The sequence below is a fragment of the Komagataeibacter rhaeticus genome (genome assembly GCF_011611525.1).
Lineage (GTDB): Bacteria > Pseudomonadota > Alphaproteobacteria > Acetobacterales > Acetobacteraceae > Komagataeibacter > Komagataeibacter rhaeticus.
This window is the reverse complement of the sequence record NZ_CP050139.1, coordinates 2,389,197-2,414,145: the sequence shown is the minus strand read 5'-3', so window position 1 is coordinate 2,414,145 and position 24,949 is coordinate 2,389,197. Positions and strand designations below refer to the sequence as shown.

At 66.7% G+C, this 24,949-nt stretch carries 19 protein-coding genes; 8 read left to right on the top strand and 11 right to left on the bottom strand.

Annotation, left to right across the window (positions count from 1 at the left end; all coding sequences use genetic code 11):
* Positions 1-3: 3 nt before the first annotated feature.
* Genes GWK63_RS10995 through GWK63_RS10985 form a run of 3 tightly spaced genes read right to left on the bottom strand, consistent with a single transcriptional unit; the run spans position 4 to position 4,780 of the window.
* Positions 4-2,730: a DUF4159 domain-containing protein gene (locus GWK63_RS10995; protein ID WP_007399665.1), complete on the bottom strand. Its 2,727-nt coding sequence runs from the start codon at positions 2,728-2,730 to the stop codon at positions 4-6.
* Positions 2,727-3,725 (bottom strand): DUF58 domain-containing protein, encoded by a 999-nt coding sequence (locus GWK63_RS10990; protein WP_223846518.1) that lies wholly within the window; start codon positions 3,723-3,725, stop codon positions 2,727-2,729. Before GWK63_RS10990 ends, GWK63_RS10995 begins: the two co-directional genes overlap by 4 nt.
* Positions 3,726-3,727: 2 nt before the next feature.
* Positions 3,728-4,780 carry an AAA family ATPase gene (locus GWK63_RS10985; RefSeq protein WP_034933129.1) on the bottom strand — a complete coding sequence of 351 codons (1,053 nt, stop codon included), beginning with the start codon at positions 4,778-4,780 and terminating at the stop codon, positions 3,728-3,730.
* Between the two features lie 94 nt (positions 4,781-4,874).
* On the opposite strand from GWK63_RS10985, the gene GWK63_RS10980 reads away from it, so the two are divergent.
* From GWK63_RS10980 to GWK63_RS10955, 6 genes are all read left to right on the top strand, one after another.
* Entirely contained in the window at positions 4,875-5,450 is a 576-nt protein-coding gene (locus GWK63_RS10980; RefSeq protein WP_034933127.1) for a DUF1285 domain-containing protein, read from the top strand.
* Complete coding sequence (locus GWK63_RS10975) at positions 5,441-6,682, top strand: CCA tRNA nucleotidyltransferase (RefSeq protein ID WP_039999649.1); 1,242 nt, start codon at positions 5,441-5,443, stop codon at positions 6,680-6,682. Before GWK63_RS10980 ends, GWK63_RS10975 begins: the two co-directional genes overlap by 10 nt.
* A gap of 60 nt (positions 6,683-6,742) precedes the next feature.
* Positions 6,743-8,518: an ABC transporter ATP-binding protein gene (locus GWK63_RS10970; RefSeq protein ID WP_034933122.1), complete on the top strand. Its 1,776-nt coding sequence runs from the start codon at positions 6,743-6,745 to the stop codon at positions 8,516-8,518.
* A 140-nt stretch (positions 8,519-8,658) separates the two neighbouring features.
* Positions 8,659-9,765, top strand: coding sequence for an HlyD family secretion protein (locus GWK63_RS10965; RefSeq protein WP_007399671.1), 1,107 nt, complete (start codon positions 8,659-8,661; stop codon positions 9,763-9,765).
* The gene (locus GWK63_RS10960; protein WP_007399672.1) at positions 9,762-11,336 is read left to right on the top strand and encodes a DHA2 family efflux MFS transporter permease subunit; all 1,575 of its coding nucleotides are present in this window, start codon (positions 9,762-9,764) and stop codon (positions 11,334-11,336) included. Before GWK63_RS10965 ends, GWK63_RS10960 begins: the two co-directional genes overlap by 4 nt.
* A gap of 163 nt (positions 11,337-11,499) precedes the next feature.
* Positions 11,500-11,919, top strand: a complete 420-nt coding sequence (locus GWK63_RS10955; protein ID WP_007399674.1) for an NUDIX hydrolase — start codon at positions 11,500-11,502, stop codon at positions 11,917-11,919.
* Here the strand turns inward: GWK63_RS10955 and GWK63_RS10950 are convergent.
* The 4 genes from GWK63_RS10950 to gpmI form a co-directional block, all read right to left on the bottom strand.
* Positions 11,901-12,404: an RNA pyrophosphohydrolase gene (locus GWK63_RS10950; protein WP_039999653.1), complete on the bottom strand. Its 504-nt coding sequence runs from the start codon at positions 12,402-12,404 to the stop codon at positions 11,901-11,903. The two genes, GWK63_RS10955 and GWK63_RS10950, sit on opposite strands and share 19 nt — an antisense overlap.
* Before the next feature lie 20 nt (positions 12,405-12,424).
* Positions 12,425-14,026, bottom strand: coding sequence for a S41 family peptidase (locus tag GWK63_RS10945; protein WP_034933114.1), 1,602 nt, complete (start codon positions 14,024-14,026; stop codon positions 12,425-12,427).
* A gap of 150 nt (positions 14,027-14,176) precedes the next feature.
* The gene (locus GWK63_RS10940) at positions 14,177-15,472 is read right to left on the bottom strand and encodes a murein hydrolase activator EnvC family protein (protein ID WP_223846517.1); all 1,296 of its coding nucleotides are present in this window, start codon (positions 15,470-15,472) and stop codon (positions 14,177-14,179) included.
* A 68-nt stretch (positions 15,473-15,540) separates the two neighbouring features.
* Positions 15,541-17,094, bottom strand: a complete 1,554-nt coding sequence (gene gpmI, locus GWK63_RS10935; RefSeq protein WP_007399678.1) for a 2,3-bisphosphoglycerate-independent phosphoglycerate mutase — start codon at positions 17,092-17,094, stop codon at positions 15,541-15,543.
* Positions 17,095-17,185: 91 nt separating this feature from the next.
* On the opposite strand from gpmI, the gene msrB reads away from it, so the two are divergent.
* Together msrB and upp are read left to right on the top strand one after the other, a co-directional pair.
* Complete coding sequence (msrB, locus tag GWK63_RS10930) at positions 17,186-17,587, top strand: peptide-methionine (R)-S-oxide reductase MsrB (RefSeq protein ID WP_007399679.1); 402 nt, start codon at positions 17,186-17,188, stop codon at positions 17,585-17,587.
* A 26-nt stretch (positions 17,588-17,613) separates the two neighbouring features.
* A complete protein-coding gene (gene upp / locus GWK63_RS10925) occupies positions 17,614-18,273 on the top strand; it encodes a uracil phosphoribosyltransferase (RefSeq protein WP_007399680.1) in 660 nt (219 codons plus the stop codon).
* Positions 18,274-18,421: 148 nt separating this feature from the next.
* On the opposite strand, the gene GWK63_RS10920 is transcribed toward upp, so the two are convergent.
* From GWK63_RS10920 to carA, 4 genes are all read right to left on the bottom strand, one after another.
* Complete coding sequence (locus GWK63_RS10920; RefSeq protein ID WP_007399681.1) at positions 18,422-19,618, bottom strand: threonine ammonia-lyase; 1,197 nt, start codon at positions 19,616-19,618, stop codon at positions 18,422-18,424.
* 12 nt (positions 19,619-19,630) lie between these two features.
* Positions 19,631-20,104: a transcription elongation factor GreA gene (gene greA, locus GWK63_RS10915; protein ID WP_007399682.1), complete on the bottom strand. Its 474-nt coding sequence runs from the start codon at positions 20,102-20,104 to the stop codon at positions 19,631-19,633.
* A 134-nt stretch (positions 20,105-20,238) separates the two neighbouring features.
* On the bottom strand, positions 20,239-23,493 hold the full coding sequence (carB, locus tag GWK63_RS10910; RefSeq protein ID WP_007399683.1) for a carbamoyl-phosphate synthase large subunit: 3,255 nt from the start codon (positions 23,491-23,493) through the stop codon (positions 20,239-20,241).
* A 13-nt stretch (positions 23,494-23,506) separates the two neighbouring features.
* A complete protein-coding gene (gene carA / locus GWK63_RS10905) occupies positions 23,507-24,904 on the bottom strand; it encodes a glutamine-hydrolyzing carbamoyl-phosphate synthase small subunit (RefSeq protein ID WP_007399684.1) in 1,398 nt (465 codons plus the stop codon).
* Positions 24,905-24,949: the final 45 nt, after the last annotated feature.

The window sequence follows — 24,949 nt, the reverse complement described above, 5'->3', positions numbered from 1 at the left end:
CCCTTATTCCCCCAGCCGTTTGAGCAGGGCGGGCACATGCACCTGATCCGCCTTGTAATTGCCCGTCAGCGCATAGATCACGGCATTGACGCCAAAGCGGTAGGCCAGCACACGCTGTGCCGCCCCGTCGGGCACCGGCGCGTAGGGGGTGTTGCCGGTATCATCCACCGCCCAGGCATGTGCCCAGTCATTGCTGCCGATGATGACGGGACTGACCCCGTCATTCGTGCTGTCGCCTTCCTGCGCGACCCAGACCGGCATGCCGTCGTACCGGCCGGGAAAGTCATGCAGCAGATAGAAGGTGTGGGCCAGCACATGGCGGTTGTCGAGGCGTGCCAGCGGCGGAATGTCCAGTCCCGCCGTCATCCGCCGCAGCGCCGCCGCCGTACCGGGTGCGGAGCCGGTATAGCCGCTGGCGTTTTCCGGCGCGGTGGCGGGGTCCTGCCCCTGTGCATCGATCAGCAGGATGCCGCCATGGCGCATATAGGTGTTCAGCGCCGCCGTGCGCGCGGGTGTGGTGGTGGCATCCGCCGTGACCGGCCAGTAGATGAGCGGGTAGTAGGACAGGTCATCACGCTCGGGCACCACGCCATCCGGATGGCCCAGCACGGCGGAGGTGCGGGCATTGACGTAATCGGACAGGCCCTGAAGCCCCTCGCGTGATACGTTGTCGGTTTCCTCATGGCCGGTCACGATATAGGCCAGCCGGGTTTCCAGCGCGGCCCGGGGCACATCGGCGGGAATATCATCGGCATGGGCGGGGGTGGCCAGCGCGCAGGCCAGCACCAGCCCCACGGCAAGCCCGCGTCCCCCCTTGCGCCCGCGCTGCGCCACGCTGATGGCACCATCGGCCAGCAGGGCCAGGGCGGCCAGCAGCAGCAGCAGCGGCCCGATGGCGATATCCGCCACCTGCCCCCGCAGGTCGGACACCGTGCCGACCGGGGCCTGGGCCGCAAGGGCCGGGGCGCCATCGCCCGGACTGAGCGCACGGCGGCTGTTGCGCGGGCCGTACAGCCCCGGCGGATGCGTGGCCGAAGGCGCGGTCCGCCCAAACGCGTCGGCCCGCAGCGCCTGCGCGCCGGCAGGGGGAGCGACCAGCGCGCCATCGCCATCCAGCACCATGTAGGGCGCAAGCGGCATCGCGCCGGCCGGGGTCTCGATGCCCGACGCCTGGTCGATCAGGTGCTCCAGCATGCTCACGAACAGGCCGGACAGCGGCAGGTTCGACCATTCCGCCGTGCTGGTGACGTGGAACAGCACGACCTGTCCCGCGCCAAGGGCGGCGTGGGTGACCAGCGGCGTGCCATCGGTCAGCCGCGCCCAGCTATGGCTGTCCAGATCGGTGGAAGGCTGCGCCAGCACCTGCCGTGAAACCGTGACATCGGCGGGAATGTCAAGGTCATGGAACGGCGAGGATGCGGGGAAGGGGGCAAGGTGTTCCGGCCTGCTCCAGGACATGGTGCCACCCAGCACCCGCTCGCCCCCCATCAGGGGCACGGGCAGCAGCGTGTCCGCATGGGCCTGATCCTGTCCCGGCGCATCCGGCCCCTGAATGAGCAGCGGGCCGGCAAAGCGGATCAGCGTGCCACCGGCGCGCACCCAGGCATCCACCTTGCGGCGGCTGTCCGGGCTGCCCAGCGTGCCATCGGGTGCGATGATGACCGAAAGCGGGCGGGCCAGCAGCGCGTCCAGATCCCCCTCACGCAGTTCGGCCACGGGCTGCAGCGCACGGCGCAGGTAGAACAGGCTGCCCATGAGCGGGGTGTCGGACGCAGCATTGGCAATCAGTCCCACCGGGCGCTGGCGCTCACGCTCGTCCAGCAGGCGGATGCCCGCGGGACCCGTCATGCCGTCCAGTGACAGGTGATCGACCCTGTTGCGCAGTTCGGCGGGAAGCTGCGGCGTGACATCCGCCTGCTCCTGTCCCGCCGCCAGTGTGACGGGCAGCAGGCCCAGCGTGCCGCCGGTCGCGGTTTCAAGGCGGATCTGCCATGTGCGCGGGTGGCTGCGCGGCACCGCGTGCAGGCGGGTGGCAAGGCCATTGCTGCCGTCGGCCAGGGGGGCAAGCAGGGTAATGTCCGAATCCGGCACCTGCATTTCATGCACCGGGCCGATTGCGGCCAGGGCCGTGGCAAAACCGCCATCCGCGGGCGTTGCCAGCCCGTCCGATACATATATGACCGGGCCGTGCCAGCCCTGCCGGGCAAGCTGGCCAAGCGCCTGCGTGGCCGCCATGCGGTCCACCGGCCAGGCGCGTGGCAGCAGCGGGTCCAGCATGCCACGCAGTACCTGTGCCTGCCGCACGGGCTGGACGCTTACGGGGGTCAGTGCATCGTCGGGCGCGGTCAGCAGCAGGCGCGCGCCATGCCCGGTGCGCGCCAGATGGTCCAGCAGCCCGTCCAGCGCATGCAGGCGCGCGGACCATGTGGCCGCCGCCGCCCAGCCATTATCCACCACGATCAGGCAGTCGGTATCCGCCAGCCCCGTCTGCCCGCGTGGAAAGACCGGCTGTGCCAGCCCCAGTACCAGCAGCCCCATCGCAAGGCAGCGCAGGATCAGCCGCCACAATGGGGCCGCGTTCGTATCCGGCGGGGTGGCATCAAGGGCGCGCAGCAGGCTGGCGGGCGGGAAGGACTGCGGGCGCGGCGCGGGCGGCAGCGCGTGCAGCAGCCACCATATCACCGGCAGTGCCGCCAGCCCCACCAGCAGCCACGGCGCAAGCAGCATCATGGCCGGTTCCCCATGCCGGGCAGGGCGTGCAGGGCCAGCAGTGCCTGCTCGGGCGGCTGGTCGGTCAGATGGGCGACCAGCGGGCTGCCGCCTGCCTGGCACAGGGCGCGCAGGTCCGTCTGGTGGCGTGCCCAGAGCGTGGCATAGGCCCGGCGCAGGTCGGCGCTGGCATTGAGCTGCACGGCGGTCTCGTCCTCCAGCGCGGTGAAGCGGATATGTCCTTCGTAGGGGAGGTGTTGCTCCGCCGGATCGATCACCTCCACCAGCGTGCAGATGGCCTGCCGCGCGCGTGCCGTGCGCAGGAAGGCGGACAGCGCCCTTGCCGGGTAAAGCCCGTCGCCGAACAGCAGCACGCGGCTGCGGGCGGGCAGGGCGGCGGCGGGTGGCAGGTCGGGTGCGTCCGCCGCCCCGCCCAGCGCGGCCAGCAGCGCATGCGCCATGCGTTCCAGCGCCTGCGGGCCCTGCAGGCGCAGGGGCGGGGCGGTGGCGGTCAGCAGGCGCAGCTGTTCCCCCTGCCGCAGCAGCATGGCGGCACTGGCAAGGGCCAGGAGGATGGCGCGTTCCACCTTGAGCGGCAGGCTGTCATCGGAACGCCAGCGCATGGAGGCACTATTATCGCACCATATGCATATGGTGTGCGGGGTCTGGGCTTCATGTTCCCGCACGAAGGCCCGGTCCCCGCGCGCGGACTGCCGCCAGTCGATATTCGTGGCGGACTCACCCGCCACGGCCGGACGGTACTGCCAGAACTCATCCCCCTGGCCCGCCCTGCGCCGGGAATGGGTGCCCTGTCCCACATTCCGCGCAATCTGGCGTGCCGCCACGATCAGGGCGGGCACGCGGCTGGCCAGCGCATCGGCCGCCGCCATGGCGGAAACCGCGTTGCGCGGCAGCGGCCGGCTGGCCCCGGCACCGGGTGGGGCGGCAGGCTGCCCGCCCGGCGCGGGGCGCAGCCAGCCTGCCAGACGCGAGAAAAAGGACAGGGGGGCTGCCAATGTCAGCCGATCCGTCCGACCAGTGTGTCGATCAGCGCGGGCAGGCGCATGTTTTCCGCCCGCGCGGTAAAGGACAGCGCCATACGGTGCGCCAGGATGGGGTGGGCCAGCGCGCGTACGTCCTCGATATCGGGGGAAAGGCGGCCCCCCAGCAGCGCGCGGGCGCGGGTTGCCAGCATGAAGGCCTGTGCCGCGCGCGGGCCGGGGCCCCAGGCCACGGCCTCGCGGATGGTCGGGTCATCGGTGGTTTCGGGCCGGGCGGCCCGGACCAGGCGCACGATGGCATCCACCACCTGTTCGCCCACCGGCAGCGCGCGCACGAGAGCCTGCGCCTGCATCACGTCGGCTGCGGTCATGACCGGGCTGGCCGTGGCGGTGGTGGTGCCGGTGGTGGCCAGCAGCATGGCGCGCTCGGCATCGGCGGTGGGAAAGTCGAGCACCACCTGCATCATGAAGCGGTCAAGCTGGGCTTCGGGCAGGGGGTAGGTGCCTTCCTGCTCGATCGGGTTCTGGGTAGCCAGCACATGGAAGGGGCGGGGCAGCAGGTGGGTGCTGCCCGCAATCGCCACTTCCCGCTCCTGCATGGCCTGCAGCAGGGCGGACTGGGTGCGGGGGCTGGCGCGGTTGATTTCGTCGGCCATCAGCATCTGGCAGAATACCGGCCCCGCCACGAAGCGGAAGCTGCGCCGGCCGCTGTCATCTTCATCCAGGATCTCGCTGCCCAGTATGTCCGATGGCATGAGGTCGGGCGTGAACTGCACACGGCGTGCATCCATGCCCAGTACGTGACCCAGCGTTGTGACCAGCAGCGTCTTGCCCAGTCCCGGCGCGCCCACCAGCAGCGCGTGGCCGCCCGCCAGGATGGTGGTCAGCGCCAGATCCACCACCCGGTCCTGCCCCAGTATGACACGGCCGATTTCCGTGCGCACGTCACGCAGGCGGCCGCCCATGGCCTCGGCCCGGGCCGCGATCTGTTCGCCGGTCGGTCCGGTGGGGGATGTCATGCCCGCCTGCGGCGCCGCATGGAGGGGAGAGGTATCATCCATGGTCATCATTCCAACAGTCTGACAGGTCCGGGGGTTTCATCAAGCCGGTGTTGATCCCTATATCAGGTCAAGCAGCTTCCATAGTGTCGGGTTAACGCAATTGATGGACGATTTCGAGACAGGAAAGGCCGCGCCGTCCCCATCCGTGGGGCGGGCGGGCACATGTGGCGCCCTGCCGTTCCTGATCAGGCGGGACGGGACATGGCTGTACCGTGGCTCCCCCATCCGCCGCAAGCCGATGGTCTGCCTGTTCGCCTCCACCCTGCGGCGTGACGCGCAGGGCGGCTACCGGCTGCAGACCCCGGTGGAGCAGGGCACGATCGAGGTGGAGGACGCGCCCTTCGTGGTCACCGGGCTGGAATGGCATGGCTGCGGGCGAGGGCAGGTCCTGTCCTTCCGCACCAATGTGGACCAGGTGATCTGTGCGGGGCATGACCACCCGATTCGCTGCGCGTGGGATGTCCCGTGCGGGGGCTGCGGCACCGGGCCGGTGCCCTACGTGCATGTGCGCGACGGCGATGGCGCCCTGCCGATCGAGGCCCGCATCACCCGCCCGGTCTATTACGAACTGGCCGCCCTTGCGGTGGCCGGGCACTGCCATGGCGTGCCCTGTCTTGGGGTGTGGAGCGAGCATGTTTTCTTCCCGCTCTCCCACATGCCTGATGATTCATGCCCCTGAACACGCCCCTTGAGTGTCTGAAGCGGGACATGCCCGGCGTGATGGCGCCGCTTGCGCGCCTGTGGGTCATCCTGCCCGATGCCCGGCTGGTGGGGGGGGCCGTGCGTGACCTGCTGTGCGGGCGGGGGGTGGCCGATATCGACCTTGCCACGCCCCACGCCCCGGATGTGGTGACGGCGCGGCTGAAGGATGCGGGGATAAAGGTGGTACCGACCGGGCTGGCCCATGGCACGGTTACGGCGGTACTGGATGGCCGCCCCTTCGAGATCACCACCCTGCGGCGGGACGAGGAGACCGACGGCCGCCACGCCACCGTCGCCTGGACCCATGACTGGCGTGAGGACGCGGCCCGGCGTGACTTCACCATCAACGCCATGTCATGCGACAGCGCGGGCGTGGTGCACGACTATTTTGGCGGCCGGGCCGATCTGGCGGCGGGGCGCGTGCGTTTTGTGGGGGAAGCCCGCACCCGCATTGTCGAGGACGCGCTGCGGATCCTGCGTTTTTTCCGTTTTCAGGCTCGCTATGGCCAGAGCACGCCCGATGCGGAAGCCATGGCGGCCATAACGGCGCTGGCCGGGCTGATCGACCGCCTTTCGGTCGAGCGGATATGGTCCGAACTCCGGCGCATCCTGGCCGGCCCGCATGTCATCGTGACGCTGGAGCAGATGGCGGGCTGCGGCGTGCTGGCCCATGTGCTGCCGCCACCGTGGAATATCGGCCTGCTGGCGCGGCTGATTGCCTGTGGTGCGCCAGAAGACGCGGTACTGCGGCTGGCCGCCATGCTGGAGGGGGATGTGCAGGCGGTGGCGCGGCACCTGCGGCTTTCCCGCGCCGATGGGGCGGCACTGGCGCAGGCGCGTGCCACCCCGGTGCCACGTCCCGGCATGGATAAGGCTGATATCGCGCGCCTGCTGGCGGATCACGGCCTGCGTGACCTGCTGTGGCGGGCATGGCTGGGGCAGGCGGCGGCCGTGGGCGCGCCCGATCCCGCATGGGATGCGCTGCGCGGCGTGCTCGTGGCGACTGCGAAACCCGTCTTCCCGCTAACCGGGCGTGACCTGCTGGCGGCAGGGTGCGTGCCGGGGGCCGCCATGGGGCAGGTACTGGCGCAGGTACGGCGGTGGTGGCTGGAAAATGGCTGCACCCCCACCCATGCCGCCTGCCAGGCGCATATGCGCGCCGTGCTGGGTGGCCCGGGCCCTGACGGGCCGCGACCGGACGGGACATAATTTGTAACCCGCGTGTCGTGGTACTTTGTTTTGCCGGGGCATGCGGTTATAGGCCGATTGATGAACGCGATTCCTACGTCCAGGCAGGGCAGACCCACGGCCACGGTACCGTCGCGCACGCTCATGCGCCGGCTGTGGCGCGATGAACTGGCCGGTCACAAGCTGCGTATCCTGATCGTTATGGTGCTGACGGCGCTCATGGCCATATTCAGCGCGCTGTACCCGCTGGTCATCCAGCGCGCGCTGGACATGTTCGCCGACCATGATCCGCGCATCCTGTATCAGGTACCGATCCTGGTGGTGGTGATCACGGTTGCCAAGGCCATCTCGCAGTACGGGCAGTCCATTGCGGTACAGTCGCTTGTGCTGCTGGTGATCCGGGGGCTGCAGGGGCGGATGTTCCATCATCTGGTCCATGCCGACATCTCACGCATCGAGACCGAGGCCCCGGCCCAGATCGCGGCGCGTTTCACCACCGATGCCGTCTCGATTCGTGAAGCCATGATCCGTGCCACCAATGCCCTGGGCGATGCGGTGACCGTGGTGGGGCTGATCGCCTCCATGCTGTACATGGACTGGGAACTGAGCCTGATCGCAGCCATCCTTTACCCCATTGCCGCCATGCCGGTGCGCAGGCTGGGCAAGCGGCTGCGCCGGGAATCCGGCGGCGTGCACGAACAGATAGGCGAGACCAGCGCCATGCTGGCGGAAAGCTTCAGCCAGTCGCGCACCATCCGTGTTTACCGGCTGGAACGGGCGGAGGAAAAGCGCGCAGCCCACGTGCTGGACGGCCTGCATGCCGGCCTGCTGCGCATTGCGCGCGGGCGGGCGCGGGTGGACCCGATGCTGGAGGTGCTGGGTGGCATGGCGGTGGCCGCCGTGCTGGGCTTTGCGGGCTGGCGGGCCACGCAGGGCGGGGCCACGCTGGGTGATTTTTCGGGTTTTGTGGCCGCCCTGCTGCTCGCCTCGCGCCCGCTGCGCGCGCTGGGCACGCTCAATATCGCCCTGCAGGAAGGGCTGGGCGGGCTGCAGCGCGTGTTCGATGTGATTGACGAACCCGTGGCCGTGGCACAGGCGCCCGATGCGCTTGGCCTGCCAGCGGGCGGGGGGGACCTGCGCTTCGAGCAGGTCTCCTTCCGCTACCCCGATGGGCGCGTGGGGCTGGACGGGCTGGACATGGTGGCAAGCCCCGGCCTGACCGTGGCGCTTGTCGGGCCGTCGGGGGCGGGCAAGTCCACGGCGCTCTCCCTCATCCCGCGCCTGCATGATGTCTCGGGCGGGCGGATCACGCTGGATGGCGTGGACCTGCGTCGCCTTGTGCTGGCCGAACTGCGTGATGCCATTGCCTATGTCAGCCAGGATACGCTGCTGTTCGACCTGTCGGTCATGGACAATATCCGCATGGGCAACCCGCAGGCGAGCGATGCGCAGGTGTTCGGGGCGGCACGCGCCGCCGCCGCCGATGACTTTATCACCGCCCTGCCGCAGGGATACGGCACGCTGGTCGGTCCCGGAGGGCAGCGCCTTTCGGGCGGGCAGCGGCAGCGCGTGGCGCTGGCGCGCGCGCTGCTGCGCAATCCGCGCGTGCTGCTGCTGGATGAGGCCACCAGCGCGCTGGATAGCGAGAGCGAGGCCATTGTCCAGCATGCCCTGGCGCATCTGCGCCACGGGCGCACGACCATTGTGGTGGCCCACCGGCTGTCCACCGTCCGTTCGGCGGATCTGGTGGTGGTTCTGGCGCAGGGGCGGGCGGTGGAATGCGGCACGCATGACGCGCTGATGGCCGATGACGGACTATACGCCCGCATGGTGCGCAACCAGGCCTTTACCCTGTAGCCAGACCGTGAATATGCGTCGGAACCGGCGATGGCGGTTGAAGTATGGCAAGGTTCGTGCCATGCATTGACCGACCCGTTCGGTCAATGCATGGCGCGACAGGATCAGGGGCGTAATCAGAGTGATGATGAGGGAAGCAGATGGCCGCGGATGAAGGCAAGGCAGCTGAAGACGGACACGCCGCACCCGGCCCCGGGGCGGACGCGAAGAAGGAGGCCTCGCCGCGTCGCAAGCTGATCCTGATCGGCATTGTCGTGGCCGTGATCGTGCTGGGCGGGATCTACTGGTTCCTGCACCGCAATGAGGTCGAAACCGATGATGCCTTTACCGCCGGGCGCGCGGTGGCCGTGGCGCCGCATGTGGGGGGGTACGTGACCGAACTGCTGGTGAACGACAACCAGTTCGTGCATCAGGGTGACATCCTGGCCCGCATCGATGACCGCAACTGGCGCGCCCAGCGTGACCAGGCGGCGGCGGCGGTCGATATCGCCCGCGCGCAGGTCAACAATTACGCCCTGCTTGCCGAAGTGGCGAAAAAGAACTTTCCCGGTCACCTCATGGTGGCGCAGGGCCAGCTGCAGGCCGCACAGGCCCAGCAGTTCCGGGCGGAAACCGATTACCGCCGCCAGCACGGTGTAACGCGTGAGGCGACATCGCAGCAGAACATCGACTACGCCACCGCGGCCCTGGATGCCGCCAAGGCGCAGGTGCTTGAAGCACAGGGCAACCTTGAAACAGCACTGCCCGTCATCCCCAACATCGCCAGCACCGAAGCACGCGTGACCGAGCAGCAGGCCACCCTGACCCAGGCCGAGGCCAGGCTGCGCGAGGCGGAGCTGAACGTGGAATGGACCCTGATCCGCGCCCCGCATGATGGCTGGATCTCACAGCGTAATATCGAGCGTGGCACCCTTGTCACCGCGGGCCAGACCGTCTTTTCCATTGTCGAGCCCGAAATCTGGGTGGTGGCCAATTACAAGGAAACGCAGCTGACCCACATGCGGCCCGGCCAGAAGGTGGATATTGCAATCGATGCCTATCCGTTCCTGAAGCTGAAGGGGCATGTGGATTCGCTCCAGCTGGGCACGGGGGCGACCTTCAGCGCCTTCCCGCCCGAGAACGCGACCGGCAACTACGTGAAGATCGTCCAGCGCGTGCCGGTCAAGATCCTGATCGACGAAGGGCTGCGTCAGGACCTGCCGCTGGCGCTTGGCCTGTCGGTTGAGCCGACGGTCCATACGGAATGAGCACCGCCGCAGCTTCTTCCGGCGGGGCGGATGGTACGGAGTGGAAACCCAAGCACAACCCGTGGCTGATTGCCGTGGTTGTGACGGTGGCGGCGTTCATGGAAATCCTGGACACCACCATCGTCAACGTGGCGCTGCCGCATATCGCGGGCAACCTGTCCTCCACCTACGATGATGCCACATGGACCCTGACGTCCTACCTTGTGGCCAACGGCATCGTGCTGACGATTTCGGGCTGGCTGGGCAAGCTGTTCGGGCGCAGGCATTACTTCCTGATCTGCATTTCCATGTTCTCGCTGTCGTCCTTCCTGTGCGGCATTTCCACCAGCCTGCCCGAACTGATCATGTTCCGGCTGATGCAGGGCTTCTTTGGCGGCGGACTACAGCCCAACCAGCAATCCATCATCCTGGACACCTTTCCCCCCAACAAGCGGGCGGCGGCGTTCGGCCTGACCGCCATCGCCACCGTGGTGGCGCCGGTGCTCGGCCCGTCGCTGGGCGGGTGGATTACCGATAACTATTCATGGCGGTGGGTGTTCTTCATCAACGTGCCGGTGGGCATCCTGGCCACCATCGCGGTGTCGATCATGGTGGATGACCCGCCATGGGCGCGCAAGCAGAAGGCCCCGCTGGACTTCGTGGGCATCGGGCTGATCACCATCGGCTTCGGCTGCCTTGAAGTGGCCGTTGACCGGGGTGAGGACGAGGACTGGTTCGGCTCGCGCATCATCGTGGTCATGGCCATCCTGGCGGTGCTGGGCATAGGTGGCGCGGTCATCTGGCTGCTGCGTGCGAAGAACCCGGCGGTGGACCTGCGGGTGTTCAAGGACCGCAACTTCGCCGTGGGCACCGGCCTTATGGGCGCGGTGGGGGCGCTGCTGTATTCCTCGGCCATTATCGTGCCGCAGTTCTCCCAGCAGATCATGGGTTATACCGCCACCCTGTCCGGGCTGATCCTCTCGCCCGGCGGCATGGTGGTGATCGTGCTGATCCCGCTGGTCGGCATTGCGATGAAGCATGTGCAGCTGCGCTACATCATCGCTCTGGGCTTCTTCCTTATGGGTGTGTCCATGTTCTGGTCAGCACAGCTTGTGCCGCTGCTGGACTTCAGGCACCTGGTGCTGTTCCGCATGAGCCAGACGGGTACGATGGCCTTCCTGTTCGTGCCAATCTCGACCATTACCTATGCCACCCTGCCGCGCAGGCTGAACGCCGATGGCTCGGCCCTGTTCAGCATGGCGCGTAACGTCCTGGGTTCGCTCAGTATTTCCGGGGCGACGGCGCTGGTGACGGAACTGCGCCAGGCGCACCAGAGCAACATGGTGCAGTGGATGACCCCTTACCACCAGCCATATAACGAATACCTTGCCCATGGCCGCGTGGTTGCCGCGGCGCGCGGTTATGCGCAGGGCGCGCTTGACCGGGTGGCCATGGGACGGCTGTATTCCGAGTTCCAGAAGCAGGTCGCCATCCTGGCCTATAACGAGGTGTTCATGATCCTTGGCATAGGGTGCATGCTTGTCGTACCCTTCTGCTTCCTTATGTCACCGCTCAAAGGCGGGAATAAGTAAGAAGGCGCGTCAAGACAGTCAGTGGATACAGGACAAAAGTTTTCGGCTGCCGCCTTTTTGAAAAAAGGCGGCCGTCCCTGAAGCTTTCAGGGAAAAGCTTCGCCAGAAACTTTTTTGTCATTTACGACCTGCTTTTTCACGGCAGGGTGGAAAGGGAACAGGCATGGCAGGGCTGATCAGGGTTGTCTGTGCGGCGATTATTGCGGACGAACGACTGCTGCTTGTCCGCAAGCGCGGCACGACACCCTTCATGCTTCCCGGCGGCAAGCCGGAACCGGGTGAGGCCCCGCTGGATGCCCTGCGCCGTGAAATTCGTGAGGAACTGGGCTGTGACCTGATACCGGGGCCTGAACTGCCCGGAACGTTCAGGGATGTGGCGGCCAATGAGCCGGACCATATCGTGCAGGCCCGCATATGGGCCGCACGGCTGGAGGGCGCGCCCATTCCTGCTGCTGAAATTGCCGAACTGCGCTGGGCCGGGGCGGCCGATATCACGGGGCTGCCGCTGGCCCCGCTGATGCATGGCAGCGTGCTGGCCGCCCTTGTACGGGCGGGGCTCCTGCCTCAGGCAGCGGTGGCGTAAGGGGCGAAATACGCCGCCAGCCGGGCATAGATTTCCTTCTTGATGCCCACATTGAGCAGGGGAAGCTGCGCCAGCGGCACCCATTTCCACAGATCGAATTCAGCCGGAACCTGCATATCCAGCCGGATATCATGGCCATCGCCGGTATAGCGCAGGGCAAACCAGCGCTGCCTCTGGCCGCGATAGCGGCCGCCCAGCGCCTTGCCGATCAGGTGCGCGGGCAGGTCGTAGCTCAGCCATTCGGGATAGGTGGCGATGATGCTGGCCGCTGTGGTGCCGGTTTCCTCATGCAGTTCGCGCAGCACGGCCACTTCCGGCGTCTCGCCTTCGTCAATGCCGCCCTGCGGGCACTGCCATACGCCCTGTTCCGGTGGGCCGCCCGCGCCCGGCATGTCGGTGCGGCGCGCGACAAACACCTCGCCCTGACGGTTGAAGACAAGCGCACCCACATTGGGGCGATAGGGCAGGGTGGCGGGATCGGTCATCACGCGGGTTTCCGGCATGCTCATGGATGGGTGGGCGCTGCGGGTGCCGCAGGCTTGGCCGGAGGGGTCGGGACGGGCGCCGCGGGCGGTGCCTCCTTTTCCGCCGGAGCCGGCGTGGCAGGTGTCCCGGGCGTGGCCGGTGTGGCAGGGGTGGCGGGTGTCGCGGCCTTGGGTGGCGTGGCCGCGCTGGACACGGGGGTTGCCTGTGTCCTGTCATCACGGATCGGGGGTTCGGCCGCCACGGGCAGGCCCGCCATGGCGCGTACGACCCTCAGCCCTTCCTGTAGCTGGAAATCGGTCGTGGGCTTGGCGGGATCGTAAGCGGGCCAGCTGGCGGGCGGCTGGGCGGGGATGGATTTGGCGATGGCGGGCAGGTCCGTGCGCGACGGGGGCTGGGCGGTGTTGCCACCACGGTTCTTGATGATATGGGCCAGATCGGCTTCATGGATGCTGTAGCCCGCATCGTCATGCGCTTCGCGCACGGGAATGTCGGGCATGATGCCCAGCCCCTGTATGGACCGGCCGGACGGCGTGTAGTAGCGCGCCGTGGTCAGGCGGATTGCCCCTTCGCCCGGAATGGGCAGGATGGTCTGCACCGACCCCTTGCCGAATGTCTTTTCACCCAGCAAAACGGCGCGCTGATGGTCCTGCAATGCCCCGGCCACGATTTCGGAGGCGGAGGCGGAGCCGCCATTGATCAGGACGACAATGGGCAGGCCGCCGGTGATGTCGGTATTATGGGCATCCCAGCGCTGGCTGTCCTGCGGGTGGCGGGCGCGGGTGGACACGATCTCGCCGCTGCGGATGAAGTCGGAACTGACGTCGATGGCCTGTGTCAGCAGCCCGCCGGGGTCGGAGCGCAGGTCGATGATCAGCCCCGCCATCTTGTTGTGTGTCTGGGCCTGCAGCTTCTTGTAGGCCGCCAGCAGGCCGGACTGGGTTTCCTCGTTGAACTGCGCGATTCGGATGTAGCCCACATTGTCATACAGCGCGGATTTGATGACCAGCAGCGGAATGATCGCGCGCGTCAGGGTAACGATGATGGGCTTGGGCGCCTTTTCACGGATCAGCGTCAGCGTGATGCGGGTATCGGGCTTGCCGCGCATCTGGGTCACGACCTGATCCAGCGCCTGACCATCGATGTTCTTGCCATCAATGGCCACGATGAAGTCACCGGGCTTGATGCCCGCGCGGGCGGCGGGCGTGTCATCAATGGGGGAGACCACGCGTACATGCCCGTCCTCGCCCTGCACTTCCAGCCCCAGCCCGCCAAAGGACCCCTTGGTCTGGACCTGCAGGTCGGAGAACTGCTTTTCCGTCATGTACGAACTGTGCGGGTCCAGCCCGCTGAGCATGCCGTTGAGCGCGTTGGTGATCAGGTCGCGTGTCGAGACCGGCTCGACATAATTGGCCTTCACCTTTTCCAGTACGTAACCGAACAGGAACATCAGCTGTTCGATCTCGTGCGGGGAGTTGTCATCCTTGGTGGGGGCAGGGTCCGCCGCATGGGCCATGGGGGCCAGGTTGGCCCATCGGCTGACTGAATAATAGGTGATCTGCGGGGCCGCCACGATCCCTGCAAGAAAGGCGCAACCGATCAGCAAGCCATTACGGAACTTCATGCGTCGTTGTCTCCTGGATACCCGCCACCATGGTCTGGCTGGCCTGCATGTACTCTTCGCGTTGCGTTGTAACGTGATCCTGCCCATCCGTCACGGGTGGGCAGCATATACCGAACCTGCATGCGGATAAAACCGTATCACGCCCGTTCCTCACAGGTACGGGGCCGGGTTGACGGTGGCGCCCCCATGGCGCAGCTGCACGAACAGGGTGGGCCTGCTGTCGCCTCCCCCCCATGGTGGCATCTGGCCGACCGCCGCGCCATGGCTGACCTGCTGGCCCGCCGCCACCGCAATCTCGCCCAGCCCCGCCAGCACGAAACGGTAATGCTTGCCACAGTCAATGATCATCATCTGCCCGTATGTGCGGAAGGCACCGGCAAAATCAACCCGTCCCGTGCAGGGTGCGCGCACGGTGGCGCGCGAGGGAGGGGCATAGGTCACGCCGGTGGCGGGGCCGCTTTCGGTGGTCTTGCCCCATGCCGTCAGCACGCTGCCCGCAACCGGTGCGCCCGCGCTGGCGGTGGTCATGCCGGGACCGGCACCTGTCTCCATTTCCTGTACCTTCCGGCGCGCGGCGGTGGCGGCCTGCATGTCATGGGCGCGTTCGGCGGCGCGGGCGGCCTGTTCAAGGTTCTTTTCCGCCTGTTCCTCGGTGGCTTCTATGCGGGCGATGGCGTCCTGCACGCTGGAGGCACGGCGGGCGGCATCCGCCACCGCCTGCGTGGCACTCTGGGCTGCCGCGTTCGAGCGCTGCTGGGCTTCCAGCGCGGCATGGGCGGCACGGTTGACGCTTTCGCGCTGGCTCTCGCGCTCGCTCACCACCTGATGCATCTGCTGCTGCTGCCGGGCCAGTTCGGTATCAAGCTGGGCCAGGCGGGCGCGGCGGTCATGGATGGCGCGGGCCTGGCGGGCGATGTCGGCCATCATGCCATGTACCACCAGCAGGCCGGTCACCGCGCGGTCGGCGGGCAGGGGCACGGCCAGCAGGGTATCGGCAGGGTAGAGGGAAAGCCGTTCGGCAAGGGGCAGCAGTGGGGAAAGGCGCGCCGTCTCGCGCGCAAGCTGCTGCTGGAGGGCCGCCTGCTCGGTATGCAGGTCGGCAATGCGGCTGTCCAGGTCGGCGGCCTGCTGTTCGGTGTGCTGCAGGCGCGCCGTGGCGTCGACCGTGGCGGCGGACAGGCTGGCTGCCTTCCGGGCATCGGCATCGGCCTGTTCGCGCGCGGCCTGCTGCGCCTTGCGGCGGTCCTCCAGGTCACGCGCCTGCTGCTGCTGGCGCGCCAGCAGGTCCGCGCGCGCGGTGCGGGCGGCTTCGATCTGCTGGCGGATCTGCTGCTCGCTGGCGGTGGGGGCATGCGTGCCGGCATGGGCCGCGTGCGGGGCAGCCGCGTGCGCGGTCGTGGCGTGGGGGGCATGGCCGGCCGCCGCCCACGCCGGGGCCGCCAGCATGGAGCATGCAAGGGCAGCCCCGCGGGCCAGATGACCCCGCCAGCGGGGGAACGGGTTCAGGCGTGGTGTCAGGATGGCGCAGGCCCGTCCAGCAGGGAATGGCCCGTCATGGCGGTGGGCTGGGGCAGGCCCATGATCTGCAGCAGCGTGGGGGCCAGGTCGGCCAGCCTGCCATCATGCAGCCGGGCACCGGGCACACCGGTCAGCACCACGGGCACCACGTTCAGCGTATGGGCGGTATGGGGGCCATTGGTCTCGGGGTCGAACATGGTTTCCGCATTACCGTGGTCGGCCGTGACCAGCAATGCCCCGCCCATGTGGTGAATGGCGTTTACAATCCGGCCCAGCCCGGTATCCACCGCCTCGACCGCCCGGATCGCGGCCGACAGCACGCCGGTATGGCCCACCATGTCCGCATTGGCGAAGTTCAGCACGATCAGGTCGTATTGGCCGCTCTCGATGGCTTCCACCGCGCGGTCGGTCAGTTCCGGGGCCGACATCTCGGGCTGCAGGTCATAGGTCGCGACCTTGGGGGAGGGGACCATGACACGGTCCTCCCCCGGTAGCTGGCGCTCGCGCCCGCCATTGAGGAAATAGGTGACGTGGGGGTATTTCTCGGTCTCCGCCATGCGGACCTGCTTCAGCCCGGCTTCCGATACCACATCCCCCAGCAGGTCATGCAGTTCCTGTGGCGGGAACAGCACGGCAATCAGTTCCGCCAGCCGGTCGCTGTAGCGCGTCATGCCCACGACGGCGGCGGTATTGACCACCTTCGTGCGTCTGAACCCCTCGAAATCCGGTTCCAGCAGGGCATCGAGCAGCTGGCGGATGCGGTCGGCGCGGAAGTTGAAGCTCAGCACGCCATCCCCGTCGCGCATGCCGCCATATTCCCCGATCACGGTGGGGACGACAAACTCGTCCGTGATGCCCGCCGCATAGGCGCGGTCCAGCACTTCCAGCGCATCGCCCGCCTTTTCCCCCTGTCCGGATACGATGGCGTTGTAGGCCTTTTCCACCCGGTCCCACCGGCGGTCACGGTCCATGGCGTAGTAGCGGCCCGATACGGTGCCGATCTTCACACCCGCCGGCAGGCTGGCCAGCAGGGTGCTGACATAGTCGTGCCCCGAACGGGGCGCGGTGTCGCGCCCATCGGTAAAGATATGGAAGGTCACGGGCACGTCCGCTTCGCGCAGGATGCGGGCAAGGGCCGCCGCATGGTCCTGATGGGCATGCACGCCACCGGGGGAGACAAGGCCCATCAGGTGGCAGGTGCCGCCGCTTTTTTTCAGTGCGGCGATGAAATCCCGCATGACCGCGCCCTTTGCCACCGAACCATCGGCAAGCCCCGTGGAAATGCGGGGCAGTTCCTGCATCACCACCCGGCCCGCGCCGATATTGAGGTGACCGACCTCGGAATTGCCCATCTGCCCTTGCGGCAGGCCCACATCCTCCCCACAGGTCTTGAGGAAGGCACGCGGCCCTGCCTGCCACAGCGCGTCGAATGCCGGGGTGCGGGCGGCCCTGACGGCATTGTCCGCCGGGTCCTCGCGCCAGCCAAAACCGTCAAGCACCACCAGCATGACGGGGCGGGGGGGCTTGTTCGCTGCAACCTGGTCGTTCATTGGGTATTGTCTCCCTGTTTTATTTTGTATGCCATGATGCCCTAAAAGGGCCGCGCGTGAAATGCCCGTGTGACAAAGGAAAGAAACAGCCATGTCCGATAAAGCAGACAAGGGTGGGAACCAGTGCGGCTGCCTGACCCCCGAGCAGCTGCGCATCCTGCGTGAACACGGGACCGAGCGCCCCGGTTCCAGCCCGCTGAACAGTGAAAAGCGTGCCGGTGAATATCGTTGCGCGGGCTGCGGCACGCCGCTGTTTTACTCCGGCACGAAATATGAGAGCGGCAGCGGCTGGCCCTCGTTTTACGATGCCATTCCCGGCGCGCTGGGCACCACGACCGATACCAGCCACGGCATGACCCGCACGGAAGTGCACTGCGCGCACTGCAACGGCCACCTTGGCCACGTCTTTCCCGACGGGCCACCGCCGACCGGGCTGCGTTACTGCATGAACGGACTGGCATTGACTTTCGTCCCGCGTGATGGCGCAAGCTGATAACGCAACCCAACGATCCTGAAGGAATGAATATGACCGAACCTGCCGCCCCGCATGATGAAGACGTGATTGTCGTCAACCACCCGCTGGTCCAGCACAAGCTGACCCTCATGCGTGAGCGCGATACGTCAACCGGCGCGTTCCGCCACCTGGCGCGCGAACTCAGCCTGCTGATCGGCTACGAGGCCATGCGTGACCTGCCGCTGGAACCGGTGGAGATCGAAACCCCGCTTGAGCCCATGCAGGCCAGGCGCCTGGCGGGCAAGAAGCTGTGCCTGATTTCCATCCTGCGCGCGGGCAATGGCATCCTGGACGGGCTGCTTGACCTTGTACCCTCCGCCCGTATCGGCCATGTCGGCCTGTACCGTGACCCCGAGACGCTGGAACCGGTCGAATACTACCTGAAGCTGCCCGATGATGTGGGCAACCGCATCTGCCTGGTGGTGGACCCGATGCTGGCCACCGGCCACAGTGCCGTTGCCGCCATTGACCGGCTGAAGCAGGCGGGTTGCACGCGCATGGTGTTCGTCTGCCTTCTGGCCTCCCCCGAAGGGGTGGCCTGCCTGCGCAAGGCCCACCCCGATGTGCGCATTGTCACCTGCGCGATTGACCGTGGGCTGGACGAGCATGGCTATATCCGCCCCGGCCTGGGTGATGCGGGTGACCGTCTGTTCGGCACCAAATAAAAAACTGCGGGGGTAGCTGCATGCCGCCCCCGCAGTCTTTTTCAGGACAAGAAGTTCCTGGTGAAGCTTTTTTCAAAAAGCTTCAGGGAATGCCGCCTTTTTAAAAAAGGCGGCACCCAAAAACTTTTATTTCCTTATCTTTATTTTATCAGGCGCGGCGGACGATATAGGTCTTGGCCAGTTCCGCTTCCAGCGCGCGGGCATGGTCGGGGTCGCGGGCCTCGATCATCACCTCAAGCTCGGCGGCCTGCACGCTGGGCGTGGTGAACAGGCGCTGGTGCGAGACCTCGATGATGTTGCCGCCTGCCGCGCTGATTTTCTGTGCGATGTCGGCCAGCACGCCGGGGCGGTCGGGTATTTCCATCTTCAGGCACAAAAGCCGCCCGTCGCGCAGCAGCGAGCGCAGCAGCGTGTTGGCCAGGATGCGGCTGTCGATATTGCCGCCCGTCACCGGCAGCGCCACCCGCTTGCCCCGGAACAGTTCGGGATAGGTCAGCACGGCGGCCAGCGCCGTGGCCCCCGCGCCCTCGCTGACCTGCTTGGCGCCTTCCGCCAGCATGGTGATCGCGGTCTCGATCGCGCTTTCAGGCACGACCAGCACGCTGGAAACCAGTTCGCGGATGACTTCCAGCGGCTGGCGCCCGATCTGGAGCACCGCGATGCCCTCGGCAATGGTGGCCCCACCGGGTGGCATCACCTCGTCCCCGGGGAAACCGGACAGGGAGGAGAAATTTTCCACCTGCACACCAATGATGTCCATGCCCGGCTGGAGCGCGCGGCCCGCCACCGCGCAGCCCGCAAGCAGGCCGCCCCCCCCGATGGGGCAGACAAGGGTATCAAGCGGGCCGGCATCCTCGAACAGTTCCAGCGCGAAGGTGCCCTGTCCCGCCATGACTTCCGGGTCGTCATAGGGGTGGACGAATACCCGCCCCTCGCGCTGGCAAAGCATGTTGGCGTGCGCCGTGGCCTCGGCAAAGTTATCGCCCTCCAGCACCACGCGGGCCCCCCAGGCCGCGGTGCGCGTGACCTTGGCGGCGGGTGTGAAGCGCGGCATGACGATCACCGCGTCAATGCCCAGCAGGGACGCATGGCGGGCAACACCCTGCGCGTGGTTGCCAGCCGAGACGGTAATGACCCCGCGTTCGCGTTCGCGCGGGGTAAGCAGGGCCAGCTTGTTGGCCGCCCCACGCTCCTTGAAGGAACCCACGGCCTGAAGGTTATCGAGCTTGAGCACGATATCCGCCCCGGTCGCGCGGGAGAGGGTCTGGCAGGGCACGGTTGGCGTATGCAGCACGCGCCCCTTTATCCGCTGTGCGGCGGCGGTGATGTCTTCAAGCGTGATCACGGTCGGATGCGCCTAGCCGTAGGTGACTTCCAGGATTTCGTAAGTCCGGTCGCCGCCGGGGGCGGGGACGGACACGGTGTCACCAATGCTCTTGCCGATCAGTGACTTGGCCAGCGGCGAGGAAATGGATAGGAGCCCCTGCTTGATGTCGGCTTCGTACACGCCAACGATCTGGTAGGAGGCTTCCCTGTCGGTTTCCTCATCCACCAGCTTGACGCGGGCGCCGAATTTCACCTGGTCGCCGGAAAGGGAGGCGGGGTCGATCACTTCGGCGGAGGAGACGATCTCCTCCAGTTCCTGGATACGGCCTTCGGTAAAGGACTGGCGTTCACGCGCCGCGTGGTATTCCGCGTTTTCGGAAAGATCGCCATGGCTTCGCGCTTCGGCGATCGCGCGAATGATCGCGGGGCGTTCTTCACTCTTGAGCTTGCGCAGTTCGTCTTCAAGCCGTTGCAGGCCGGGGCCTGTCATCGGAAATTTCTGCAAGGTTTGTCCCCGAGGTGAAGGTCAGTTTCCGCAACTGACTGTTGGTTGCTGTGCCCGGGCCTATCGCCTGTAATACGACGCGGGCGGCCTGCCAGCCTTGGGACCAGCAGGACCACCCGCGTTGTGCGATACGCTCAGAATGATCCCTTAAAATAGGATTGAAGCGGCGCGACTTCAAGAACCCCCTCGCGCATGGCCGAAATGGCATGGGTTGCCGCCCGCGCACCGGCGATTGTGGTGTAGTGCGGAATGCCATGCGTCAGCGCCGAACGGCGGATGTCAAAGCTGTCGCTGACCGCCTGCGCACCCTGGGCCGTGTTGATGACCATCTGGATCTCACCCGAGCGGATGGCATCGACACAGTTCGGGCGGCCTTCCAGCACCTTGTTGACCACATTCACGTTCACGCCCGCTTCCCGCAGGCATTTTGCCGTGCCGCGGGTGGCCATGATGGTAAAGCCCATTTCCGCCAGCAGGCGGCCGATCGACTTGACGGCAGCCTTGTCACTGTCACGCACGGACAGGAACACCGTGCCCGAGCGCGGCAGCTTCACACCCGCCGCAAGCTGCGATTTGGCGAATGCGCGCTCGAACGAGGCATCAAGCCCCATCACCTCACCCGTGGAGCGCATTTCCGGGCCAAGGATCGTGTCCACATCGGGGAAGCGGTTGAAGGGGAACACCGCTTCCTTCACCGCCACATGCGGGGCGACGGCGCGGTCATCAAGCCGGAATTCACCCAGCTTCGCCCCTGCCATGACCCGTGCGCCAATCTTGGCGACCGGAACCCCCGTGGCCTTGGCCACGAACGGCACGGTGCGCGAGGCACGCGGGTTGACCTCCAGCACGAAAATGTCGTGGCCCTTGATCGCGTACTGCACGTTCATCAATCCCACGATGCCAAGCTCGCGCGCCATGGCCTCCGTCTGGGCCTTGAGTTCGGTCACGATGGCGGGCGAGAGCGTGTAGGGCGGCAGCGAACACGCGCTGTCCCCCGAATGGATGCCCGCCTCCTCGATATGTTCCATCACGCCGGCCACATACACCTCGTTGCCATCGGCGATGCAGTCTACATCCGCCTCGATCGCATCGTTCAGGTAATGGTCGATCAGCACCGGGCCGTTTGCCACTTCCGCGCCGGCAAGCTGCAACGCCACGCGCATGTAGCGCTGCAGGCTGGCGCGGTCATGCACGATTTCCATCGCGCGCCCCCCCAGCACGTAGGAGGGGCGGACCACCACGGGGTAGCCGATCTTCTCGGCCACCGCCTCGGCCTCGGCCGGGTTGCGGGCGATGCCGTTGGCGGGCTGGCGCAGGCCGAGCCTGTGCAGCATGGCCTGGAAGCGCTCGCGGTCCTCGGCGCGGTCGATTGCATCGGCCGGCGTGCCCAGCAGCGGGATGCCCGCCGCTTCCAGCGCGCGTGACAGCTTGAGCGGGGTCTGCCCGCCATACTGCACGATGCAGCCCAGAACGGTGCCCTTTGCCTGCTCGCGCCGGATCAGGGCAATCACGTCTTCCGCCGTCAGCGGCTCGAAATACAGGCGGTCGGACGTGTCATAGTCGGTCGAGACGGTCTCGGGGTTGCAGTTGACCATGATCGTCTCGAAACCGGCCTCACGCAATGCATAGGCGGCATGGACGCAGCAGTAGTCGAACTCGATCCCCTGGCCAATGCGGTTCGGGCCACCGCCCAGGATGACGATCTTCCTGCGGTCGGTCGGGCGGCTTTCACATTCCGGCACGCCATATCCGCCTTCATAGGACGAATACATGTAGGGCGTGGGGGAGGCGAACTCACCGGCACAGGTGTCGATGCGCTTGTAAACCGGCAGTACGCCCCGGCTTTCGCGCAGCTTCGCCACTTCGCCTTCCTGCGTGCCGGACAGGCGGGCCAGCTGGATGTCGGAAAAGCCCATGGCCTTCAGCGCGCGCAGGCTGTCGGCGTCCTCCGGCAGGCCGTCGCGCACCACCGCGTGCTCGGCGGCCACGATTTTCGCAAGCTCACGCAGGAACCACGGCTCGAAGCGGCAGGCGTCGTGGATGTCCTCCACACTCAGCCCGGCGCGCAGGGCCTGTGCTGCCATCAGGATGCGTTCGGGACGCGGCTGGGACAGGGCGGCGCGGAAGGCATCCGGCCCGCCATCGCCCGGCGCTTCCACCGGGTCCAGCCCCGCCAGCCCGATTTCCATCGAGCGCAGGCCCTTCTGCAGCGCCTCGGGGAAGGAGCGGCCAATGGCCATCGCCTCGCCCACCGATTTCATGCTGGTGGACAGCAGGGCCGGCGTGCCGGGGAACTTCTCGAACGTGAAGCGCGGGATCTTGACCACCACGTAGTCGATCGTGGGTTCGAACGACGCAGGCGTGCTGCCGGTAATGTCGTTGGTCAGTTCATCCAGCGTATAGCCCACGGCCAGCTTGGCCGCGACCTTGGCAATCGGGAAGCCCGTGGCCTTGGACGCAAGGGCGGAGGAACGCGACACGCGCGGGTTCATCTCGATCACCACAACGCGGCCATCGACGGGGTTGATGCCGAACTGCACGTTCGACCCGCCCGTTTCCACTCCGATCCTGCGCAGGCAGGCCAGCGACATGTCACGCAGGCGCTGGTATTCCTTGTCCGTCAGTGTCAGCGCGGGGGCCACGGTAATCGAGTCGCCGGTATGGACGCCCATCGGGTCGATGTTCTCGATGGAGCAGATGATGATGCAGTTATCCGCCGTGTCGCGCACGACCTCCATCTCGTACTCTTTCCAGCCCAGCACGGATTCCTCGATCAGGACTTCCGTGGTGGGGGAGGCATCAAGCCCGGAGGAGACGATGCGGTCGAATTCTTCCCTGTTGTAGGCAATGCCGCCGCCCGAGCCACCCATGGTGAATGACGGGCGGATCACGGCGGGCAGGCCCACGGTTTCCAGCGCGCGCCGTGCTTCCTCCAGCGTGTGGGCGATCAGGCTGCGCGGGCTTTCGATGCCGATTTCATCCATCGCCTCGCGGAATTTCTGCCGGTCTTCCGCCCGGTCGATCACTTCGGCATTCGCGCCGATCAGTTCGACGTTGTGCTTTTTCAGGAAGCCCGACCTGTCCAGCGCCATGGCCGTGTTCAGCGCGGTCTGGCCGCCCATGGTGGGCAGGATGGCATCGGGCTTTTCACGCGCGATGATGCGCTCGACGAATTCCGGGGTGATGGGTTCGATATAGGTCGCATCCGCCAGCCCCGGATCGGTCATGATCGTGGCGGGGTTGGAATTGACCAGAATGACGCGATAGCCCTCTTCCTTCAGGGCCTTGCACGCCTGTGCGCCGGAATAGTCGAATTCGCACGCCTGACCGATCACGATCGGGCCGGCGCCGATAATCAGGATGGAGCGTATGTCTGTCCGTTTTGGCATGTCGGGTCGGCTTTCACGCGGTCTTGGTTGTGGTGTCGATCAGGTCGACAAAACGGCGGAACAGGTAATGGCTGTCCGATGGGCCGGGGCTGGCCTCGGGGTGGTACTGCACCGAGAATGCCGGGTAGCGGCTGGTGGCAATGCCTTCGTTCGATCCGTCAAACAGGCTGGTATGGGTGGCGTGCACGTCTTCGGGCAGGGATTTGTCATCGACGGCAAAGCCGTGGTTCTGGCTGGTGATTTCCACCTTGCCCGTCGCCAGGTCCTTGACCGGCTGGTTGGCCCCGCGGTGGCCGCGCGCCAGCTTGTAGGTTTTCGCCCCCAGCGCCAGTGCAAGAAGCTGGTGGCCCAGGCAGATGCCGAACAGCGGCTTGCCCGCTTCCAGCACGCCCCTGATGGCCGGCACGGCATACCGTGCCGTTGCCGCCGGGTCGCCCGGCCCGTTGGACAGGAACACGCCGGCGGGGTCGAGGGCCAGGATTTCTTCCGCCGTGGCGGTGGCGGGCACCACGGTCACGTCACATCCGGCCGACGCCAGGCAGCGCAGGATGTTGCGCTTGGCCCCGTAATCGACCGCAACCACCTTCCGGCGCTTTTCAGGCAGGGGGGCCGTGCCGTGTGGCCACTGCCATACGCCTTCGGCCCATGTATATGGCCTGGCGCAGGTGACTTCACCTGCAAGGTCCATGCCCTCCAGCCCCGGCCAGGCGCGGGCGCGGGCCTGCAGGGCGGCAATGTCGAACTGGCCATCGGCGGGATAGGCGATGACGGCCGTCTGCGGCCCGCCTTCGCGGATGCGCCGGGTGATGGCGCGGGTGTCGATGCCGCATATGCCGGGCACGCCCTGTGCCTTCAGCCAGGCATCCAGCGACCGGGTCGAACGCCAGTTGGCGGGTGCGGTCAGGTCTTCCTTGACCACCAGCCCCCGCGCACTGACCCGGGTGGCCTCGTCATCCTCTGGCGTGGTGCCGGTATTGCCGATATGGGGGAAAGTGAAGGTAATGATCTGCCCCGCGAAGGACGGGTCGGTCAGTGTTTCCTGGTACCCGGTCATGCCGGTGGAAAAGCAGATCTCGCCCAGCGCGTGCTCCGTGCCGTGCGCGCCGAATCCGCGTCCCCACAGGATGGTGCCATCAGCCAGGATCAGGGCGGCGGTGGCGGCTTGGGGCCTGCTGGCCGGTGCGCTCGGGTTTGGCGTGCTCATCTTGGGCTCCGGTCGGTCGGATTCTGTATCGGGTTGCAGGTCGGACAGTGACAGGCCGGTGGCCCGCAGCACGGTTGTCCAGTGCTTGGGCGGTATGGCGCGGGCCTGCCGCCATTTGCGAATGGCCTCGGTGCTGACGCCCGTCAGGCGGGCGGCCTGCTCGGCGCCCCCAAGGCGTTCGATAATACTTTCTATCGTCATCGGCATTGGATGATGTCCCTTCCGGGAGTATTGCCTAACAGTGTCTCTGGT

Excerpts from the sequence above, each read along its gene's own strand:
- GWK63_RS10995 (WP_007399665.1), bottom strand. The coding sequence starts at position 2,730 with ATGATGCTGCTTGCGCCGTGGCTGCTGGTGGGGCTGGCGGCACTGCCG.
- GWK63_RS10985 (WP_034933129.1), bottom strand. The coding sequence starts at position 4,780 with ATGATGACCATGGATGATACCTCTCCCCTCCATGCGGCGCCGCAGGCG.
- GWK63_RS10980 (WP_034933127.1), top strand. The coding sequence starts at position 4,875 with ATGGACGATTTCGAGACAGGAAAGGCCGCGCCGTCCCCATCCGTGGGG.
- GWK63_RS10975 (WP_039999649.1), top strand. The coding sequence starts at position 5,441 with ATGCCCCTGAACACGCCCCTTGAGTGTCTGAAGCGGGACATGCCCGGC.
- GWK63_RS10970 (WP_034933122.1), top strand. The coding sequence starts at position 6,743 with ATGAACGCGATTCCTACGTCCAGGCAGGGCAGACCCACGGCCACGGTA.
- GWK63_RS10965 (WP_007399671.1), top strand. The coding sequence starts at position 8,659 with ATGGCCGCGGATGAAGGCAAGGCAGCTGAAGACGGACACGCCGCACCC.
- GWK63_RS10960 (WP_007399672.1), top strand. The coding sequence starts at position 9,762 with ATGAGCACCGCCGCAGCTTCTTCCGGCGGGGCGGATGGTACGGAGTGG.
- GWK63_RS10955 (WP_007399674.1), top strand. The coding sequence starts at position 11,500 with ATGGCAGGGCTGATCAGGGTTGTCTGTGCGGCGATTATTGCGGACGAA.
- GWK63_RS10950 (WP_039999653.1), bottom strand. The coding sequence starts at position 12,404 with ATGACCGATCCCGCCACCCTGCCCTATCGCCCCAATGTGGGTGCGCTT.
- GWK63_RS10945 (WP_034933114.1), bottom strand. The coding sequence starts at position 14,026 with ATGAAGTTCCGTAATGGCTTGCTGATCGGTTGCGCCTTTCTTGCAGGG.
- GWK63_RS10940 (WP_223846517.1), bottom strand. The coding sequence starts at position 15,472 with ATGCTGGCGGCCCCGGCGTGGGCGGCGGCCGGCCATGCCCCCCACGCC.
- gpmI (WP_007399678.1), bottom strand. The coding sequence starts at position 17,094 with ATGAACGACCAGGTTGCAGCGAACAAGCCCCCCCGCCCCGTCATGCTG.
- msrB (WP_007399679.1), top strand. The coding sequence starts at position 17,186 with ATGTCCGATAAAGCAGACAAGGGTGGGAACCAGTGCGGCTGCCTGACC.
- upp (WP_007399680.1), top strand. The coding sequence starts at position 17,614 with ATGAATATGACCGAACCTGCCGCCCCGCATGATGAAGACGTGATTGTC.
- carB (WP_007399683.1), bottom strand. The coding sequence starts at position 23,493 with ATGCCAAAACGGACAGACATACGCTCCATCCTGATTATCGGCGCCGGC.
- carA (WP_007399684.1), bottom strand. The coding sequence starts at position 24,904 with ATGCCGATGACGATAGAAAGTATTATCGAACGCCTTGGGGGCGCCGAG.